Raw genomic sequence first — 21,293 nt, forward strand, 5'->3', positions numbered from 1 at the left:
TCTCCTCTCTGAATTGAACATCGTTCATGTATGTCGATCCAAGATGTTTGGTTGCGCTTACAAATCTGCTGGGCGATATGCCCTCTGTTTCTATCATAAGCAACTTGAAGCGTTGTTTCCAGCATCGAAATTAAACCAATAACCCCTCATAATGATATATAATGACTGGGATCACGAAAGGAGTTGCTGACGTGGACACATTATGGCGAGACGGGAGCAGGGCGAACCAGATTTTTTTTATCAGCGGCGGACACAAACCTGTAAACCTTCATCAGTGGGGACCAGGTGTACGTGACGTCTATGCGCTACACTACATCATTCGAGGGCAGGGTACACTGGAAACCGGAGGCAAGCATTATCGGCTGGGTGCCGGAGAGAGCTTTATCATTTTTCCGCAAAAAGAAATCTATTACTACCCCGATCCGGCGAACCCGTGGGAGTACGTATGGATTGAGTTCGACGGACGAAACGCAGGGCGAATCGTAGATTTGACACAACTATCGGTTAAGCACCCTGTACTGCCGGCCGCACCGGAAACGATGGAGATGTGGTTTCATTTGGCCTGGAATGCAGGTGCATCACCAAGTGAAGTATTAAGAGCGGATGCACGTTTGCAGCTGTTACTGTCCTATTACATTGAATTTTTTCCGAGCGAGAAGCAGACAGAAACCAGAGATGAGGTATGGATGGCGAAAACTTATATCGAGCAAAACTACTGGCAATCATCCTTGACGGTAGCAGAGATTGTACAGGCCGTAAATCTGGAGCGAAGTTACCTGTTCCGCAGGTTCAAAGAAGCTACAGGTGAATCGGTGTCAACGTACATAACGGCATGTCGTATCCGGCGTGCCTGCGAGCTCCTTGAGTCATCTCAATTGTCCATTCAATCCATAGCATATTCGGTAGGATATAATGATCCGCTTTATTTTTCTAGGGTATTCAAAAAGGCAACATCATACACGCCATCTGCATATATGATGTTGCACCAGAAAAAAATAACTAGTAAGACATTTACAAGTAACGTTTAGCGAAAAAGTGCACAGTTCCCGGACTCACGGAAGTAACGAATGAGCTTCTCAATCGGCTCCCGCCCGCAATTCAGCTTCACCCCAAGACAATCAATGCAGACAAATTGCCGGGCTGTTAATGAGACTAATTTCAGATAGATGCCGACATCGTCGGAAGTGAGCGGAACCTGACAGATGGTGCACAGCCGGCTTTGTGCCATTTATTTCACCAGTTTGGCTCGCACGACGAGACAATCATGGGCCGCTATGACGGGAGCATAACGCTCGCGGAATACACCGAGTTCCTTGTGCTCCCAGCAGTCATAGAGAGACAGGGAGTAGCCTGATGCGTAAGGCAGTCCCATATCCCAAAATTGCAGGGATAGTTCGCGCTGGCTGTCGCTCAGATTGAAGAAACCAATCGCCAGATCACCGTCCGTAAGCACCTTCACCAGCATGAATACATCATCGGTATGGAACCATTGCGGCTCAGGTTTGATGCGGTAAGCCCCGCGTGCCTCTGCGTCCTGATTAATGGCAAGCAGATCGGGGTTCAGCAAAATGTCCTTGGTGACCTGATTGGCCTTGCGTACATCACATCCAATCATAAGCGGTGAACCCATCATCGACCAGAGGGAGAAATGGGTTTTGTACTCAATATCGTTGCAGCCGCCAATGCTACCGATAAAGTCATTGTTACTTCCGCCGTACATGCCTACGATGAGCATATCCATATCATTGTGGCAGAAGGAGCCCGTATAGCTTTGTTTTCCGAGCTGTGAAAGAGCAAGCTCTTTGACCGAATCCCAGTTATCACGGATATCCCCGGTGGAACGGTACATATGGGCCCCTGATTCACGAATCCATTCGTAGACATTGTCCTCTCCCCAGTTGCAGGCGGAGAAAAGAATATCGCGGCCGCAGTTTTTGAGCGCAAGACTCATGCGTTTGTATAACAATTCGCCAGAGATATGGCGCGGCTTGAAGCAGTAGTCATATTTTAAATAATCCACGCCCCACTCGGCGAATAATGCCGCATCCTGAAATTCATGCTCGAAGCTGCCTGGATACCCGGCACAAGTATGTGTTCCGACACAGGAGTACATGCCAAACTTCAAACCTTTGTCGTGAATATAATCTGCAAGCGCCTTCATTCCACTCGGGAATTTGGCAGGGTCTACGACCAGATTGCCGTCCGCATCCCGCTCCTTCAGGCTCCAGCAATCGTCAATGACAATGTACTCGTACCCGGCGTCACGATATCCTTCCGTTACAAACACATCGGCAACATCCCGAATCAATTGCTCATTGATGTCCCACGTAAACGTATTCCATGAATTCCAGCCCAGCGCAGGGGCAAATCCCATCATTGCATTGGTGTTAATACTCATGATCTGACTCGCTTCCTTCCTTGTCCTGATTCCTAAATTTTTTGAAAAAAACCTAATGCCATCTTCTCCATGTTACAAATAGGGGGATTAATTATCATGTATAACTATCATGAACTTAACGGATTAAGGGCATTTCAACCATAGTCTGACGTTGCTTGGACATGGACAAATGTTGTTTAGTGAGTCGTCCAAAACCACTAACATTAAACCTCCTTCTGGCGAAGCTTTTTTTTATCGTTTATACTTGTAAAGCCAATTTACTTGAGGAGTTGTCTAACGAATCATGAATAAAAAAGAAGTCGCGCACATTCGCAAACAATTCAAGCTGGATCATGACCTGCTGAACATTTACGACATCCTGAATGTCTATATTACGAAAGAAACCAATGAAGTCTATCACTGGGAACGTCATCCGTTTGAACTGGTGGATCGGGAGAAGCAAGAGTTATACATGGGTAATTTCAAAAAATTGCTGACAGGTGAACTGGATCAGAAACTGTTCGAACTGAAGTTCCAAGAAGAAGCGGAGGAGCCGGCACAGGTGATGCTTCACCAGGCACTCGTCACAGGTGACCCGGATGAGTGGCAGGATCTGATGCTGTTGCTTGTCGATCGTATGATGGCTGATGCCAAGTATGAACGGGATATGGTGGTTACGTTTATTAAAGGGCAGTATTATCTGCCAACGAAGGCGAGAAATGAGGCAACAGAGGAAAGCGAGAAAAATGAGGTCTTTGCTCATCCCTTCATCCTGTGTAGTGTGAATTCCACGGAGAAACAGCGGAAGACGCTGCTCTTTGACTATGTAGAGCGGGAATTCAAGTATAACATCATCGTTGATCCGATCATCAAATTAAGCACGCCGGAGCAGGGTTTCCTATATCCAAGCGTTACGGACAACTATTCCGACGTAAATCGTGTGCTGTACTGCACGGGCAAATCCAATTTCCCGGACCCTCATTTTGTTGAAAATGTGCTGAATGGGGAACGTTCTGTGACGGCCTTGGAGGAGCGCGCAATATTCGAGGATATCGTCAAAGAGATCACGGGTGAGCAGATGGATGCCACAACCCTGGCTCATGTATATGAAGAGATCAACCGGGTTATTGAAGTGAACGAGGAATCCCATGAGGAAGAGCCACCGAAGTTGGATTACAAAGACGTAGAACGTCTGCTTACAGCCAGCGGCGTAGAAGAACTGACCACCGAGAAAGTGGAACGTGCATTCGAAACAATCGTCGACAATAAAAACTATGAACTGAAGGCGAACAGCGTGATGCCGAAGTACACTTCCAAATCAATCAAGATTGATACCAAGGTGGCGACCATCTCGATCAGTCCGCAGGATCTCAAATATGTGAGACAAGTCAACTATCAGGGAAGACGCTGTATTATGATTGAAGTGGATGAAGATGCGGTGATTGAGGGATTCACACTGGCTACGGAGAATCTGTAAATAAACTTCAGCTTAAACATTCACAAAGCCCAAGCTTGCGGTCATTCCGCCAGGCTTGGGCTTTGTTGTCTTAGGTCTGTTTGTCTCTGTCTCAGCTAAGATTGACGTAACAACAGCTGAATATCGGCTGCTGGGCGGGAGCCAAGCTCCTCGTGAAGCGATTCCTCGAGTAACTGGTATTGCCACTGGGCTTCAGTCCGCCGACCCAGCGAAAGATAGATCACGATTTTTTCACGGTGAATATCTTCCCGAATCGAATCGATCTGCAGAATTCGATCCAAATAATGCAGTGTACGCAGGGGTTGCTTTTGCTGGATATGATATTGAGCAGCCGTTTCCATCATTGTGATGAAGTCCCTCTCGAGCTGTCTTGACCATGCAAGTGCCCATTCATAATGCCGTCCTTTCAAAAGCTCACCACGATACAAGGTGTCTATTCTTTCGAACATCTCAGGTGAATAGGTTGAAGTTTGACGGATCTGGCGAAATAACGCTTCAAACTCATACAGATCACAATCGATGGAATCCCGGTCAATCCGAATCCCGTTGCGATCCTTCTGGATAAGTGGAACATCGCTGTTATCTCCAACCGCACGCCGGACGTAGTAAAGTGTTGAGTTGATATTAGTCCAGGCTTTCTGCGGACTGAGATCCTTCCATAACGTATCAGCGAGTACATCACGGCTAGTCGACTTCGCACATAAAAGAAATGCGAGTAACTCCTCTGTTTTCGGCGTTCGTAGCTTCACAGGGATGTCCACATTCGCTCCATCAAGCACGGTAAATTCGCCTAACATCCGCACAGTCAGACGTGGGGATGGGGATACCGGCTCCGATGAGATAGCTGTGTCTCGGAGAAGTTGCTGCAAGCGCTGAATCGTACGACTTACACGCTCGGCTGTCACAGGTTTGATGATATAGTCGATGACTTCTTTTTCAAAAGCCTGTACGGCATATTCCTCATATCCTGTCACCAGCACGATCGGCAGGGAGGGGTGATGCTTGCGCAATTCGCCGATCAGTTGCATCCCGGAGATTCGTGGCATGGTAATATCCAGGAAAGCAGCATCAAAACTGTGATTTGCTGCATATTCGCAAGCTTTCTCGGGATCATGGAATACTTCGCATACCTCAATGGCTCCACTTTCAGTCAAAATCCGTTTTAGTCGTTTGAGCGATAGATCCTCATCGTCTACGATGATTACTTTTATCATGTAATGTACCCCCCGTTACCCTTCATACTCTGGTGTTGAATGGGAAGATCGAGCGTAATACGGGTTCCTTCACCATCATGACTTTCCATCCGAAAATCCCTGTTATACAGCAGTTTGAGTCTGCTGGATATATTCCATAAACCGACACCTGTGCTACCATCGGCGACCTGGCGGAGCTCTTTCATTTTCTGTTTTGTCATACCTATGCCGTTGTCTTCAATGGTAAATCTGGTTTCTGTTTCGCTGAGATTGCGAATAGATAGCATAACACGGCCGCCGCCAACACGGGACATTAGACCGTGCCGAATAGCATTTTCGATCAAGGGCTGCAGAATCAGCGGCGGAATCTGCATAGTTCGATCCACATCAGCATCTACATCGATAATGACTTCGAGTCTTGATCCGAAGCGTGCCTGTTCAATGGCTACATAGGCCTCGATCATACCCAGTTCGTTCTCCAGACTGGTCTTGGAATCCAGATGTTTGAAGTGAACACTGCCCCGCAAATAACTGGATAATTGTAAAATCAATCGTTCTGCCTCATCTGGCGCATCCACACATAATTCGGCAATGGCATTCAAGGCGTTATACAGAAAATGCGGGTTAATCTGGGACCGCAAAAAGGAAATTTCGGCATTACGTGCAGCCTGAACAGATGTTTTCATCCGGGTTAGACCACCGATCCGTGCAAGCAATTCCTCCGACTCAAAAGGCTTGGATACAAAATCGTTGGCACCTTTCTCCAGCGCAAGCTTTAATTGATGAGCTTTATTGCCTGCGGTTAGCATGAGCACAGGGAGTTCGGAAGGGGAGAAGCGCTCCCGAATCCGATCGAGCAGTTCATACCCTGACATGCCTGGCATCATGATATCGGCAATCACCAGATGCACGGCAGGAAGTTTGTCCATCAGCATCATTACCGATTGGGAACGGGATGTAACGGCATAACTGTATCCTTCTAGCTTCAGCAGACCCACGATTGTCTGCAGATTGGCCGCATCATCGTCAACCACGAGAATCCACTCATTCCGTACCCCTTGCATAATGACAGGTTCTTCATACCTCAGTTCTCGATTTCCCGAAACCGTAGGCGCCATGCTGAAAGGCGTCACGTTGGCACGTTTCTCTTTTTTACCTTCAGCCAGTGGGAACGTCAAAATAAATGTGGCGCCTTGACCCAGCGTTGATTCGGCGTGAATGGTTCCTCCGTGCATCTCAACAAGTTTGCGCGTGATGCTTAGACCCAAACCTGTGCCTCCGGCAACCATTGGCCCCGCGTCTGCTTCCTGTTCGAAAGGCAGGAAGATATGCTCCAACTTGTGGGGGCTGATGCCGCGTCCCGTATCGGTAATGCGCAGTGCTGCTTTTCCCTGAACGAGTGTAGCACTTATCCGGACAGAACCCTGTTCCGTGAATTTGATGGCATTGCCGATCAGGTTGTGCAGAATCTGAACAAGACGATTCCCGTCTGCATAAATTGCCGGGAAATAGGCTGGGATGTCATTGATCAGTTCCACCTTTTTGGTACCAAGCAGGAAGGAGTGCATGCGCAACACCGATTCGACATAGGAGGACAGGTCTGTAGCTGAACGGTGCAGCGAGATGTCCCCATGCTTCATTTTGGAATAGTCCAGCAGCTCATCCACTAGGTACGTCAAACGTCTTCCACTGCCCGTCACAATCGCCAGATTATGTGCTTGTTCATCGGTGAGCGGGCCTTCCGAACCCTTGAGCAGACTTTCACTAATATTAACGATGGCGTTGAGCGGTGTTTTGAGCTCATGCGATGTGTTGGATAGAAAATCATCCTTAACCTGATCGAGCAGGAGAAGCTGATCCTTCAGAGATCGAACGGTAAGGTAGGCCTCGAAGAGCCGCAGGACGGCTAGAAATAACATCAGGATGCTGAACAGTACGATACATACCTGTCCGATATTAACGTTTTCCTTTAGTGAGATCGAGAACAGGTTGATGTCCAGACAGTACAGCGTGATACAGAGCATGGCTGCGTACCATAGAAAGCTTGATAATCGTTCTCCCTTCTCGCTGAGCACAAACCGCAAAGCACATTGCACCAGAAGCCATAGCAGAATCAATGTGTACAGTCCGATAACATAAGGTGCGGTTAACACGTATACGGAGATAGGAAAGAGTACGAGCAAACTGACATATGCGCCAAAAATAAATAGGGTTACAGAGGTAACTACCCCCGAGAACATGCCTGTCCTGAAACGGTAGAAATAAAAGATCAACAAGCCGAGACAGGCAACGGAGCAAAAATCTTTTAATTTATATAACGTACTAAATGTAAGATCTGTGCTTGCTGTTGCTAATACTCGTTCACTGATCATGCCATTGTAGAGGGCATACAATAGGCATACCAGGCCGAGCAGTAACAGAGAGTCATCCCGGTTTCGATATAGCGCAGATCCCAAATAACTGATGAGAAAAATGATGGATATGGTAGCCAATACAGCCATAGTTGCCAGTTCAATGGCCGTGCGGTTCTGATGGCTTTTTAGCATGGCAGCCTGTTCTCCAAAAAAAAGCGGACCCGAGATGCCTGCATTCGGATAGTCATAGTTGGCGACCCGAACCAGTATCTCAATATCACCGCCATGATACGGGAAAAATGCGATTTGTGGTGAATTGCCTGCCTTGTACCCTGCATTTTTTTCCACGGCTTGTCCGTCTTCCATCAGTTTGGTTCCATTGACGTAAATTTCGCTGGCAAAGCGAATGTTGCTTTTCTTGATGGCAAGAGTGCCTTCAACGGGTGTATTTTTTAGGACAAGCCGGTATGTAGCAAAACCGTAGGACGGTAATCGTTCATCCCCTATCTGAACGGGTCCCCAAGTACCAGGAACCTCTGCATAAGCATCAGGTGATGCTGGTGATCCTTGTTGTTTTTGATCCGCGATATGAGCTGAAGCCGGCAGTAGCTTCTTCCAATAAAATTCCCATTCACCGTCCAGCCTGATGCGATTCTCAAGTTTCGGATTCCAGGTCGATAGATCCAGAATGCCTTGACGGGCATGGAGAGCGGCGGCTTGCGGTTCTCTAGCCGTGGATAGAACCAGCAGCGTAACAGCAAGTATCACGGTGAGAACAACACCTGAAATTCGTATGAACACGTTTTGCTGCTCCTTTGGGAGATTACCAATCATCTCTAGTATTCTATCGGCATTGTAGCGGATATCCCCAGAGGGTGCAATTCAATATCGACAAAATTCTTTGTTTATTTTTTGTTTATTGTGATTTTGTATAATTCGAATGTGTGATATGTCGAAAGGATCTAGTGAAAGTATCCAAAGACCTATCTTTGCGCAACTCTGGACTTATGGGTCTGAGAGTATGTACAAATCTTTAAGTATTTTGATTTACAAATTAAATAAGAAAGGAAGTAAAAAATGAGCAAGAATATACTGAATGCAAAAACAGCTTTATCTATGATACTCACCTGTCTATTAGTCCTGAGCGGTATCCCGGGATTCCACACTTGGGGAGGAGACCGTGCTCACGCAGCTGCCGAGACTTGGACAACTTTAGGTGCCCCAGGTATTAGTACTGGACGGGCTGAATACAACTCCGTAGCTTTAGACCCACAAAATACTCCTTATGTTGCTTTTAAAGATTCCGGGAACTCTGGTAAAGCAGTAGTAAAGAAATTTGTGAACGGCCAGTGGCAAAATGTAGGAAGCACTGGAGTCTCATCGGGAGAAGCCAATGAGTTGTTCCTAAGCATTGATAAGCAAGGTACACCATATCTTGTTTACCAAGATGCGGCCAACAACTATAAGCTGGCAGTTAAGAGATTCGTTGCTGGTCAGTGGGAGTATGTAGGAGATAACAACATCTCACCAGGAGCAGCGAACATGATGCAGATCGTCTTCGACTCAGCGAATAATCCTTATGTTCTCTATAGAGATCATCCCAACAAGACTGTAGCTAAAGTTGTAAAGTTCACGAATAATGTATGGTCTAACGTGGGAGCGTCAGTGACTTCAGGCTTCGCGAATGAAATGGCTCTCGCTCTGGATTCAAATAATACCCCTTATGTGGTCTACAGTGACGGGACAGACAACTATAGGTTGTCTGTTAAGAAGTTCGACGGATCTGCGTGGAGTTACGTGGGAGCTACCAAGCTCACAGCGGGTCAATCATCGAACCATGCAATCGCAATCGCTCCCAACAACGTTCCTTATATTGCTTTTACAACTCAAGACAATTCTTATAAAACTACCGTACTAAAGTTCACAGGTACGCAATGGGAGAACGTTGGAAATAGTGGTGGCATTTCTGTTGGCTCGACCAGAGAAAATACACTGGTTTTCGATTCTAAAGGAACTCCATATGTTGCTTATAGTGACAATGGAGGCATGTTCACAGAGCAACCTTTTGGAGCTGTCAAAAAGTTCGTCCAGAATCAGTGGCAACCTGTTGGAGGAAGTAACTTCACAGGACCTGATACTCTTAATCAAGTGCAGTATGTATCGTTTGCGCTAAGCTCCAACGACATTCCATATGTCGCTTACCAGGATCAATCCGCTAGTCAGAAAACAACTGTGAAATCATTGGTTAATCAGTATAACGTCAGCTACAACGGCAATGGCCATGAGTCAGGAAGTGTGCCTGTAGACAAGCAGGGCTACTCTATGCTGTCTCCCGTCGTCACAGTAGCTGGAAACACCGGAAATATGGAGAAGGAAGGCTACACCTTTTCACGCTGGAATACAGCAGCAGATGGAACAGGCACGGACTACAGTCCGAATGACACCTTCAACATTAACGGCGCTGACGTTACACTCTATGCGCAATGGGTAAATGGGAATTCGGATGTTACCTTCGTCACGAACGGAGGCACCCCAATCTTGTCGCAGTCAGTCGGCCATAATCTTATGGCAACAGAGCCATCGCCACCGAGTAAAGCTGGATACAAGTTTTTAGGCTGGTATACAGATATCGAGCTGACACAAGCTTATGATTTTCAGTCACCTGTGACTAGTAATCTGACTCTATATGCCAAGTGGCAGTCCGAGAATGCTACACTGTCCAGCCTGAGTGTAGGTCAAGGCACTCTGGATCGAGCCTTCTCGCCAGCAGAGATGAATTACCAAGTGGAAGTAGCTCCTGAAGTAACCAGTCTGGACTTCTCCTTTTCCAAGGCAGAGACCAGTCAGACAATCAGTGTCACTGGAGCAACCGAGCAATCCGTTACCGATGATGTATATTCCTATACGGCTTCTAACCTGATAACAGGCTTGAACCCTGTACAGATCAAAGTGACGGCCGAGGATGGCAACAGCAATACGTATAACCTGAGCGTCAAACGTCTCGGCGAACCTAGTACCAATACCCAGCTGGGTGGTCTTACACTGAATAGCGGTACATTATCTCCAACCTTCTCGCCAGAAGAGCGGAATTACCAAGTGGAAGTAGCTCCCGAAGTAACCAGTCTGGACTTCTCCTTCTCCAAGGCAGAGACCAGCCAGACAATAAGCGTCACTGGAGCAACCGAGCAATCCGTGACCAATGATGTGTATTCCTATACGGCTTCTAATCTGGTGACAGGATTGAATCCTGTACAGATCAAGGTGACGGGAGAGGACGGCAACAGCAACAGTTACAATCTGATCGTAAAACGTCTCAGCGAGCCTAGTAACAATGCCGACCTGGGTGGTCTGACATTGACTAGTGGTATATTATCTCCGGTCTTTAGCCCGGATGTGGAACATTATACAGCAACTGTGAGCAGTTCAATCCGCTCGTTAGTGGTTAGTGTCACTTCTGTTCAAGAAGGTGCGAGCGTTAAAATTAATGGTACGAGTGGAAAAATTGCAGATATTTCGCTCGCAAACGGACTGAATACAGTAACAATCGAGGTGACTGCACCGAATGGCAGCACCAAGAAGACTTATACGTTACTCATTACTCGCAGTAATGAAGATAACGCTACTGGCAATACTGGAAATTCTGGAACTGGTGGAGCAAGTAACGGAGGTGGAGGCGTTACCTCACCAGTGACCAATAATAATACCAGCAGTAACGTAAAGGTACTGGTGAACGGCCAGGCACAATCTGCGGGAACCTTAATGACTTCGACAGTGAATGGGCAACAGGTCGTGACGATTTCTGTGAATGCGGAAGCGATCGCCCAAAAGCTGAATACCGAAGCCGCTGGCAGCGTAATCACGATTCCAGTTACGGGCAGTAATAGTGCGAATACAGGTGTAATTATCGGTGAGCTGAATGGACAGACGGTGAAGCTTATGGAAGATAAGCAAGCGGTGTTGGTACTCCAGACAGATACAGCAAGCTACACTTTGCCAGCAAGTCAGATTCGGATTGGCAGCGTGGCTGAACAGCTTAAGTTGAATAGTAACGACTCCCTTGAGAGCATCAAGCTTCAAGTAGAGATTGCCCAAGTAGATCCAACTACGGTACAAGCAGCGAATTCCGTTTCACAGCAAGCTGGATATACGCTGGTCGGAATACCTGTGGAATTCAACGTAATTGCCAGCTATAACGGTAAGACTACACCTGTAAATGAATTCAGTAGCTACGTAGAGCGTACGATTGCTCTTCCGGCAAACATTGCTCCAGACCAAATGACAACAGGTGTCGTCATTGATAAAGATGGCAGCGTTCGTCATGTACCAACGAAGATTACAATAATAAACGGAGCATATTATGCGAAGATTAACAGCTTGACCAACAGTGCATATAGCATTGTGTACTCTCCTAAATCCTTCACGGATGTGGCTAACCACTGGAGTAATATAGCAGTGAACGATATGAGCTCACGTATGATCGTGAGCGGCGTATCAAACAGCAATTTCGAACCAGATCGTAGCATTACACGAGCCGAATTTGCAGCCATCGTCGTACGTGCACTGGGTTTGAAGCCGGGTGAAGGAAACAATGGCTTCCGAGATTTGAATGATAAAGACTGGTTTGCAGATGTCGTGAAGACTGCTTCTAAATATGGTTTGATCGGCGGCTATGAAGACGGCACATTCCGTCCACAAGAGCAGATTACCCGTCAGGAAGCGATGACCCTGATTGCACGAGCCATGAAAGTTACAGGACTGGACAGTCAGGTGCCTGCTGATGCGGTGCAGCAGTTGTCCAGCTTCGCAGATGCAAAACAAATAGCCGACTGGGCGAAGGAATCCGCTGCAGCAATTGTACACACGGGGCTAGTAACGGGTCGCGGTTCGAACACGATTGCACCATTGCAGTCGATAACAAGAGCCGAGACAGCGACCCTCCTGAGAAGACTATTGCAACAGTCTGACCTGATCTAAAGATTCGTTTGCATATTTGAGTTGCGAAATGGAGTCAGTCATAAGAACAAATTAAAAAATCCCGGAAGTCTCCAATGACTTTCGGGATTTTTTTATGTAGCTTAGACCCAGCCTGTGAATGCCAAAATAGATGCTTTGGCTGATTGAGCTTCCATGTGAGTACCTGTGCGCCAAGCCTTCGGCGACTCACCCATTAATCTGGCGAAGCAACGGTTGAAGCTGGAAATGGACCTGAACCCGACTTGCTCAGAGATCGAGAGCACCGAGGCATCGGTACTTTTTAAACGTTTGCAAGCCTCTTCTACGCGTGTACTGTTTAGAAAATCAAGAGGGGTCGTACCCATAATCTCATGGAACTTGCGGCGAAAATGGGTGGTGCTTAGATGACACAGTTCTGCAAGCTCATCAATCGTCACCGGCATCATGTAATTCCTCGTGATAAATTCCAGAGCAGGGGATATAACCAGATCAGGCTGACGGCTCTGCCTTTCCGTTTCCCGCATCTGTTCTAGTTCCAGCTTCTGCTCTCGGCTAAGCCCGTTCTCATCGCTCGCATGAATTCGTAGCAACTCAATATACAGCGACATTAATAATCCATACGCACTCTCTCGATAGAATGGGGTTTGCCGCTGGATTTCCTCTACAATCGATGTGGCTAGCATATACACCTTCGGATATTGATCTTTATGTAACACACAACGACCTGCTTGAATAGCTCGGAGATTGGGCTCCATGTTACTCTGCGGTGTTTTTAATGAATGCTGGAACAGTTCCTCTGGCGAAAAAAAGAGATAGGCCCACCTGCTTGCCGTATTAGGTGAACTGTATGTTGTATGGGGCAGGTAACGAGGTAGGAATGTAACATCTCCGGCTCGAAAAGGAACGTTTTCTCCCTTGATCTCCATTACACCTCCATCGGAGTAACAGATGCCAATCTCCATATGATTATGGAAATGTAGGTGCTCACTCTTCATATCAGAGATTTTCCAGCGTTCCCCGCTGAGTAGCAGAACAGGAAAGTCTATGGGCAGGCTGTAATGGCGGTATTCAATGACAGGTTTTTTCGGTTTGGGCATGTCCGGCTGCTCCTATTCGTCGGATTATAAATGATCGAAATTGCGCAGTTTTGTTACGAATATGCTTAGATGCAAACTATTTTACTGCGTACAATGAAATAAGTAAAGCGTTTACATCACAGGACGGTCACTTCTTAAACTCAATTTGAGGAGTGTGCGCAGGAGAGGGGAATTTCAATGCTGCAAGTGAAATACGACCGTGAACAAATTTTAAACGTTATTCAGAACGTAACGAGAAAAACACTGGATATGGACTTGACTTGGGATTGGCCCTGCGGCGTAGCCTATTACGGAGTAGCGAGAGCTTACCAAACGACAGGTGATCCGGAGATTTTGGACAGGCTGGTGAAGTGGGCGGATGAATATATAGAGCTAGGCTTGCCAAGCTGGACGGTGAATACATGTGCAATGGGACATGTATTGATCACGTTATACGAAGAGACAGGCGATCAGAAGTATTGGGATACCGTCATGAGTAAAGTGGATTATTTGCAAAATCATGCGCTCCGCTTTGGCGATCGGGTGTTACAGCACACGGTATCAACAGCGAATGATTTTCCTGAACAGGCCTGGGCAGATACGCTGTTTATGGCGGCTTTTTTCCTGCTCCGAGTGGGTAGCAAGCTGAAGGACGAAGCGATGATTCAGGATGCGCTGAATCAGTATTACTGGCATATCAAATACCTGCAAGATCCAAGCACCGGCCTGTGGTATCACGGTTATAACAACGTGAACAAGGATCACATGTCCGGCTTTTACTGGGGACGAGCGAATGCATGGGGAGCTTATACGATGTCACAGGTCAAACCGCAACTCAAAGAGTGGTACTTGTATCCGCAATGTATGGACGTTGAATGTTCCTTGCGTGATCAGCTTGCGGCTATCAAGTTGCTGCAGACGGAAGATGGCTTATGGCGTACCGTGCTGGATGATGCGGAATCTTATGAGGAAGTTTCCGCATCATGCGGTATTGCAGCGGCTATGATTAATAACGGCAACCCATTGCATACGAAATATGTACAAAAGGCCCTTAGCGGCATTTTGCACCATATCAGCGAGGATGGACGTGTACTCGGGGTCTCCGGCGGAACAGCTGTGATGAAGGATCGCGATGGGTACCGCAACATTCCGAAAGACTGGATTCAAGGATGGGGTCAGGGACTGGCACTGGCATTTCTGTCGGATATGTTACGACAAGGAGAGTGAACATGTTGCCGAAATCAACTAAAGGCTCTTTCACGTTACCAGGAGAATCCGGTTATGAAGCACTGACGCTGGAGCTGGCTGAGCGGTGGGGAGCCGATGTGATCAGAGATAGTGACGGGACAAAGTTGTCGGGTGAGATCATTCAGGCCGGATACGGCATTTATTCGACGATCTGTATCATTCGGGATCATAATGAGTGGGCATCAAGGAATAAGGATAAGCTCCAGCAATGTTTTCTTATTACTCAGCCGAAGGTAGCCGTTCAGGATTATATCTCCATCTATCTGATGGAGGACTTTTTTGCCGAACAATTCAAGGTGAACGATTCGAAGGAAGCGTTGAAGTATTGGCAGGTGTACGACCGGACGACCGGACAGGAAGTACCGAGAACACAGTGGAATTACGAAAGAGAATCCGGCAACGTGGTCATTACTGGCATCACCCCTTGGCATAAATACACGGTAAGTTTCATGGTCTATCGTATCTGGGAAGAAATATCTATGTATAATCACACAACCAACAACTGGGACAAAGAACACCTGATGCAGATCGACCCCATGTATGTGGATACACAAACGTATCTATTGGATTGGATGGAAAAATGGTGCCTTGCTCATCCCGAAACAACGGTTGTTCGATTCACGTCGCTCTTCTATAACTTTGCCTGGATTTGGGGTAGTGATGAGCGTAACCGCCATCTTTTCTCGGATTGGGGTTCCTACGATTTTACGGTGAGTTCAAGAGGGCTTGATTTATTTGCCGAAAAATATGGCTATGCACTCACCGCAGAGGATTTTGTGAATGGCGGAAAGTACCAGGTCAGCCATATGCCTGCGGGGCAGCGCAAGCTGGACTGGATGGCATTTATCAATGATTTTGTCATTGATTTTGGCAGAAAGTTGATTGATATCGTTCATCGCCATGGCAAGCTGGCTTATGTATTCTATGACGATAGCTGGGTGGGCATGGAGCCTTACAATGACCGCTTTGAAGAGTTTGGCTTCGATGGCATGATCAAATGTGTGTTCTCTGGCTATGAGGCCAGAATGTGTTCGGGCGTCAAGGCTGAAACACATGAAATTCGCCTGCATCCCTATCTGTTCCCCGTTGGGTTAGGTGGATTACCTACCTTTAAGGAGGGTGGGAACCCAACGCTTGATGCCAAAAATTACTGGATCAACATTCGGCGCGCGTTATTGCGCGAGAAAATCGACCGGATTGGCCTGGGCGGATACCTGCATTTGGTAGAGCCTTATCCTGATTTTGTGGAATATATCGAGAAGGTCGCAGATGAGTTCAGGGAGATCAAAGCATTGCACCAGGCAGGCAAACCTGCGCAGCTTCAAACGCGTGTGGCTGTGCTTCATAGCTGGGGCCGATTGAGATCCTGGACGTTGTCGGGACATTTTCATGAGACTTACATGCATGACTTGATTCATGTGAATGAGGCGTTAGCCGGGTTGCCGGTTGATGTACGCTTTATCGATTTTGAAGATATTCGCCAAGGCGTGCTGAACGAGGTGGATGTCGTCATTAATGCTGGAAGAGCCGGTTCTGCATGGAGCGGTGGCGAGCACTGGAATGACACGGCTTGTGTGGATCAGCTCACCCGTTGGGTGCACGAAGGAGGCACATTTATTGGCATCAACCAGCCGTCGGCTGTGGAAGGTTATGATACCTTTTTCCGAATGGCTCATGTGCTTGGGATGGATGAGGATACAGGTGCGCGTGTAGTGCATGGAAAATGGGCCTATGACGTGCAGGATCGGCATGAGCTTGTGCCAGAAGGTGCAACAGTGAAAGGCAAGCCGCAACGTTATCTGACCGATGGAACGGCCGAGGTGGTGCTGGAAACGGAAGGGAACATTGCACTGTCTGTACATGCGTTTGGCAAAGGAAAGGGAATCTATCTGTCTTCGTTCGAATTCAACTGGGCGAATGCCAGACTGCTGCTGAATCTGATCCGCTTTGCAGGTAATGAGCAACACAATACCAAGTATATTACGGATAATGTGTATACCGAGTGTGCGTATTATCCCGAGAGCGGCAAGCTGGTTGTAATCAACAACAGTGATCAGGCGCAGACGACGACGATTGACACGGAGCAGGGGATGCAGAGGTTTGATATCGCACCATTTGATACAATGATTACCCAGATTGGAGCGCAGGCTTCGGTATAACATAAGCTACTCTCCAGGTTGTAATGTTATCGGAGTAGTCATGTAAATGATTCGTTTGACACAAGAAAGCTCAGGGTTCGTAGCACATACGCTATAAGCCTTGGGCTTTTTGTGGAGCAAACAAATTTATAATGATGTCATACGTTACATGTATGGACATACGACCTGATGTGCTAGACTATTGAAAAACAAAGGAGCTGCTCACATGAATGTAAACGAGGTTATGCAAGAGCTTGAGGCTCTGGGCAAAGAACGTACAAAAAAGATCTATATATCCAACGGTGCGCATGAACCCTTGTTTGGAGTTGCGACAGGGGCGATGAAACCGATGGCGAAGCAGATCAAGAAAAATCAGCCGCTCGCTGAGCAATTGTATGCAACAGGCAACTATGATGCCATGTATTTTGCAGGTGTGATTGCTGACCCGAAAGTGATGACCCACGCCGATTTTGATCGCTGGATGGATGCGGCGTATTTCTATATGGTGTCCGATTATATCGTTGCTGTAACTTTAGCGGAGACGGATATTGCCCAGGAGGTTGCAGACACCTGGATTGCGAGCGGAGAAGAGTTGCGAATGTCCGGCGGATGGAGTTGTTACTGCTGGCTTTTGGGCAGCCGCAAGGATACCGAGTTTGAGGAAAGTAAACTTAGACAGATGCTTGAGCAGGTAGAACAAACGATTCACAGTGCGCCTGAACGGGCCAAAATAGCCATGAATCTATTTATCTATACGGTCGCCATGTCTTACGTTCCGTTGCATGAGCTAGCGGTGGAAACGGCCAAAAGGGTTGGCCCACTTGAAGTAGGTCTGGACAAGCCGAAAAGCAAGCAGATCAGTGCTTTCGACAATATTCAAAAGGCACTGGACCGCAATCAGCTTGGTTTTAAACGCAAATATGTAAGATGTTAGTCCGAAACGTGTATTCCATTATCACCATGGCTCGTTATAATGGTGGTAATGGATGACACGGGTGGGGGAGACAACAACGACATGAAACGCAAGTTAAAGTGTAAGCGTATTCAGTTACTGGATGATTGGAGTCTTAGAACGAAGTTATACATAATGTTTATTTTTTGTGTGCTGGTTCCTGTGGTGGCAACTAATGCCGTGTTTTATCAAAGCATCAAAGGACAGATTGAAGCCAAAGAACAGAGCCGGATCAACGAAATGCAGCAACGGATTCGCTTTAATCTGCGGAACAGCTTGGATAACAGCCTGTACGTATCCAATTTTTTATATACGGATGCTACGCTGAATCGGTTTATGGAGTCCAAATACAACAATCAGGAAGACTATTATTTTGCATATTATGATATGCTGAGCGGCAACAATCTGGTTCGGTATTATTACAGTTATCAGCAAGTGAATCAGGTGACGTTTTATGTAGATAACGATACGTTTGTAAATGGCGGCAACTTTATCAAGCTGAATGATGACATAAGGAAAAGTGAATGGTATCAGGCGCTCATGAACACAGACGACCAGATGATGATTTATTCCTATTTTGACAAGCAGCAGGCAGAGATGTCGCAAACTCAAGGCGGCCGTAAGGTTAGCATTATACGCAAACTCAATTATTTCGGGAAACAGCAGGTGGAAAAAGTATTGAAGGTAGATCTCGACTACGCCTTCATTAACAAATCGTTCAAAAATGAGGGAGCGGGCGGCAAAATCTATATCGTTTCGAATGATCGGATTATTTTCTCTAATGATGCACAGATGAATCAGGCAAGGAAGCCGTTCCATCTCATGTCTGGCATGTCGAAGGATGAGGGACAGTCCACAGAATTGATTCCTGTCGTATCGGAAAATTGGCAGATTATTGTGCGTGGAGAGAAGCTGGATTTTCTGACGGAGATCGTGGATTCCAGATTCAATCTGCTTCTGCTGATTATTGTTAATCTGCTGGTACCAACACTACTTATCTGGCTTATTTCCAGATCCCTTGTTCACAGGGTAGGCCGAATTGCAACGCATTTGGATCAAGTTAAACAGGAAAAATTTGAAGTGATTGTAGAACCTGCGGGCAAGGATGAGATCGGTAGCTTAACCCATAGTTACAATATGATGGTCATCAAAATCAGGAATCTGATCGAGATCGTATTTAAAGGGCAGGTCGAACGGCAGGCGCTTGAACTTTCCAAGAAACAGGCTGAATTAAAGGCGCTACAGAGTCAGGTCAATCCACACTTTATGTTTAATACACTAGAAACCATTCGCATGCGTAGTCTGATCAAGGATGAACATGAGACCTCTGATATCATTCAGAAGCTGGCGTTGCTGCTCAGGCAAACGATTAATTGGGGCAATGATCTCGTAAGCATTCAAGATGAGATTCGTTTTGTCGAAAGTTATCTGGTGATCCAGCAATATCGGTTTGGCGAGAAGTTACAGTTCGTTATTGACGTTACCGATGCTGAGATATTGGAGATGAAGATTCCGAAGCTGACCGTGTTAACGTTTGTCGAAAATGCTTGTATCCATGGTATTGAAGGTGGTTTGAATGATGGAGTCGTGGAAGTCAGATTCCAGAAGTATAACGAGCAACTACATATTGTGATCCAAGATACCGGAGTTGGCATGGAGAAGGACAAGCTGGAACTCATTCGAACGATGTTGCTTGATCCGAGTCTGGAACGGCTTAGCGAACTGAGCAGCATTGGAGTGATGAATGCATATATTCGGCTTCGAATGTATTTCGATGAACGTGTGCAAGTAAGCATTGACAGTGAAAGGTACAAGGGGACTACGATTCGCATACAAATTCCGCTTGTACAAGCATCTCAGGGATAAGGAGCGAGAATATGATCAACGTGCTGATTGTGGACGATGAGCCATTTATTCGCCAAGGACTGCTTTTGCTGATCGATTGGAATTCACTTGGGTTTCAAGTTTGTGGTCAGGCTTCTAATGGGGTACAGGCACTCGAATGTATCCGAACAATGCGGCCCGACCTCATCATATCCGACATTAAAATGCCGGAAATGGATGGCATGCAACTCGCGAAAATCATCTACGAACAATACGGCGGCGAGATGAAGATGGTGTTACTTAGCGGTTTCTATGAGTTTGAGTACGCCAAACAAGCGATCAAATATCAGGTGAACGATTATATACTCAAACCGATTGTGAAGGATGAGTTGTTGCAAGTGCTGGTGGCCTTCCGCAAGGCTTTCATGGAAAGAACGGAAGAAAAGCGGCATCAGGAAAAACAGGAACATATCGTTATGACTCAACAGGTGCAATCGATTTTGCTTGGAACGGCAGATGAAGATACACTCGCCAGTATCCAGGTCTCATATGGGGATGTAATGACGAAGTTGCGATGCTTGATGATTGAAACGGAATCGGAGCGAGAACAACAGCAGAACGATGGGAGTCTGCTCGTGGAAGCCCATATCAATCAGAATCATGTAGGCTATGTCCTGAAATCTTTTACAGGTGAGAAAAACCGAGTGCTGCATATTGTGACCGACCTGTTGCTGAAGCGTGAGGCATTATCACTGGAACAATACGTTACAAGGCTGTATACAGAGCTAAGTCAGATACAGGGTGCAGCCATAGCCATCTATGTCGGCAAGGAAGTGCACAGGCTGGAGGAACTGCACGAGTCCTATTATTCTTGCGGTAAGATTAAAAGTTTACGTTTCTTTAGTGCGTACGGGCCGATTTATTATTTTGAACATATGGACACAAGTGTATTTACCAATCAACCAGCCGGACGGGAAAAACAGCTCTTTGACGGACTGATTCAAGCGATCGAGGAGCAACAGACTGAAGATATACGCGGTCATGCGCAGGCCATTTTTCAATTTTTTCTGGAGCAACGCATTGAGCCGGGCATCGTGGGCATTCATCTTCATTATTTGGCGTACACGTTGCTTGGATTAGTGAACAGGGACGATACGGATCTGAATTCAGATGAGGAATGGATGCAGTCCACATTTCTGCAGACGAACTATGCCATGCTGTCCATGGAAGAGAATATCGAGAATCTCTGCGACTTTTCATACACATGTGCGGAGAAGCTGAAAGAGCGTCAGAAGTGGAATGCAATGGGTGTACTGGCGCGAGTCGAGGCTTACATTCATGAGCACTATATGGAAAATGTCAGCTTGAAGCTGCTTGGAGAGCATTTTTTCATGAATAGCGCCTATCTGGGCCAGATTTTTAAAAAGCATTATGGCGTGAGTTTCAGTGATTACCTGAATCAGATTCGTATTGACGAGGCCATTCGATTGTTACGCAGAACGGATTATAGAGTCTATGAGATTGCAACGAAGGTCGGGTATCGGGACTCCGATTATTTCATTAACCGGTTTGAGAAAATCAGGGGAGAGACGCCTGCCCAGTATCGAAAAAGGGCACAAACGATGCATAACTCGGATTCATCATCCTGCGCGCCTTGAGGGGGAGCAGGATTTTTTGTATATCTGGAATTATTGGGATGAG

The 21,293-nt window shown here is 46.7% G+C and carries 13 protein-coding genes; 8 read left to right on the forward strand and 5 right to left on the reverse strand.

Annotated elements, in window-relative coordinates:
• The first annotated feature begins 191 nt into the window (after window positions 1–191).
• On the forward strand, window positions 192–1,028 hold the full coding sequence (locus ACT89M_RS04200) for a helix-turn-helix domain-containing protein (protein ID WP_308723290.1): 837 nt from the start codon (window positions 192–194) through the stop codon (window positions 1,026–1,028).
• Here ACT89M_RS04200 and ACT89M_RS04205 read toward each other — a convergent pair.
• A complete protein-coding gene (locus tag ACT89M_RS04205; RefSeq protein ID WP_154985214.1) occupies window positions 1,025–1,228 on the reverse strand; it encodes a hypothetical protein in 204 nt (67 codons plus the stop codon). The genes ACT89M_RS04200 and ACT89M_RS04205 overlap by 4 nt on opposite strands.
• Window positions 1,229–2,398 (reverse strand): glycoside hydrolase family 27 protein, encoded by a 1,170-nt coding sequence (locus ACT89M_RS04210; protein ID WP_308723289.1) that lies wholly within the window; start codon window positions 2,396–2,398, stop codon window positions 1,229–1,231. It lies immediately after the preceding gene.
• A gap of 283 nt (window positions 2,399–2,681) precedes the next feature.
• Between ACT89M_RS04210 and ACT89M_RS04215 the strand changes: the two genes are divergently transcribed.
• Window positions 2,682–3,854, forward strand: a complete 1,173-nt coding sequence (locus ACT89M_RS04215; RefSeq protein WP_090923180.1) for a DUF4317 domain-containing protein — start codon at window positions 2,682–2,684, stop codon at window positions 3,852–3,854.
• 95 nt (window positions 3,855–3,949) lie between these two features.
• On the opposite strand, the gene ACT89M_RS04220 is transcribed toward ACT89M_RS04215, so the two are convergent.
• Together ACT89M_RS04220 and ACT89M_RS04225 are read right to left on the reverse strand one after the other, a co-directional pair.
• Entirely contained in the window at window positions 3,950–5,068 is a 1,119-nt protein-coding gene (locus ACT89M_RS04220) for a response regulator (protein ID WP_154891665.1), read from the reverse strand.
• Window positions 5,065–8,202, reverse strand: coding sequence for an ATP-binding protein (locus ACT89M_RS04225; protein WP_253497219.1), 3,138 nt, complete (start codon window positions 8,200–8,202; stop codon window positions 5,065–5,067). The genes ACT89M_RS04220 and ACT89M_RS04225 overlap by 4 nt, the downstream gene beginning before the upstream one ends.
• Before the next feature lie 276 nt (window positions 8,203–8,478).
• Here ACT89M_RS04225 and ACT89M_RS04230 point away from each other — a divergent pair, with 276 nt between their 5' ends.
• Entirely contained in the window at window positions 8,479–12,375 is a 3,897-nt protein-coding gene (locus tag ACT89M_RS04230) for an S-layer homology domain-containing protein (protein WP_308723288.1), read from the forward strand.
• Window positions 12,376–12,476: 101 nt separating this feature from the next.
• Here ACT89M_RS04230 and ACT89M_RS04235 read toward each other — a convergent pair whose 3' ends face one another.
• A complete protein-coding gene (locus ACT89M_RS04235) occupies window positions 12,477–13,451 on the reverse strand; it encodes an AraC family transcriptional regulator (RefSeq protein WP_090923168.1) in 975 nt (324 codons plus the stop codon).
• 177 nt (window positions 13,452–13,628) lie between these two features.
• Between ACT89M_RS04235 and ACT89M_RS04240 the strand changes: the two genes are divergently transcribed.
• The 5 genes from ACT89M_RS04240 to ACT89M_RS04260 all read left to right on the forward strand — a co-directional run bounded on the left by ACT89M_RS04240 (window position 13,629) and on the right by ACT89M_RS04260 (window position 21,250).
• Entirely contained in the window at window positions 13,629–14,657 is a 1,029-nt protein-coding gene (locus ACT89M_RS04240; protein ID WP_090923166.1) for a glycoside hydrolase family 88/105 protein, read from the forward strand.
• A 2-nt stretch (window positions 14,658–14,659) separates the two neighbouring features.
• The gene (gnpA, locus tag ACT89M_RS04245; protein ID WP_308723287.1) at window positions 14,660–16,837 is read left to right on the forward strand and encodes a 1,3-beta-galactosyl-N-acetylhexosamine phosphorylase; all 2,178 of its coding nucleotides are present in this window, start codon (window positions 14,660–14,662) and stop codon (window positions 16,835–16,837) included.
• Between the two features lie 205 nt (window positions 16,838–17,042).
• Window positions 17,043–17,750 carry a DNA alkylation repair protein gene (locus tag ACT89M_RS04250; protein WP_154891668.1) on the forward strand — a complete coding sequence of 236 codons (708 nt, stop codon included), beginning with the start codon at window positions 17,043–17,045 and terminating at the stop codon, window positions 17,748–17,750.
• An 81-nt stretch (window positions 17,751–17,831) separates the two neighbouring features.
• Entirely contained in the window at window positions 17,832–19,634 is a 1,803-nt protein-coding gene (locus ACT89M_RS04255; RefSeq protein ID WP_186809824.1) for a sensor histidine kinase, read from the forward strand.
• 11 nt (window positions 19,635–19,645) lie between these two features.
• Window positions 19,646–21,250 (forward strand): response regulator transcription factor, encoded by a 1,605-nt coding sequence (locus tag ACT89M_RS04260; RefSeq protein WP_154891670.1) that lies wholly within the window; start codon window positions 19,646–19,648, stop codon window positions 21,248–21,250.
• The last annotated feature ends 43 nt before the right edge of the window (window positions 21,251–21,293 follow it).

The sequence above is a fragment of the Paenibacillus sp. NN59 genome, from assembly GCF_057597225.1.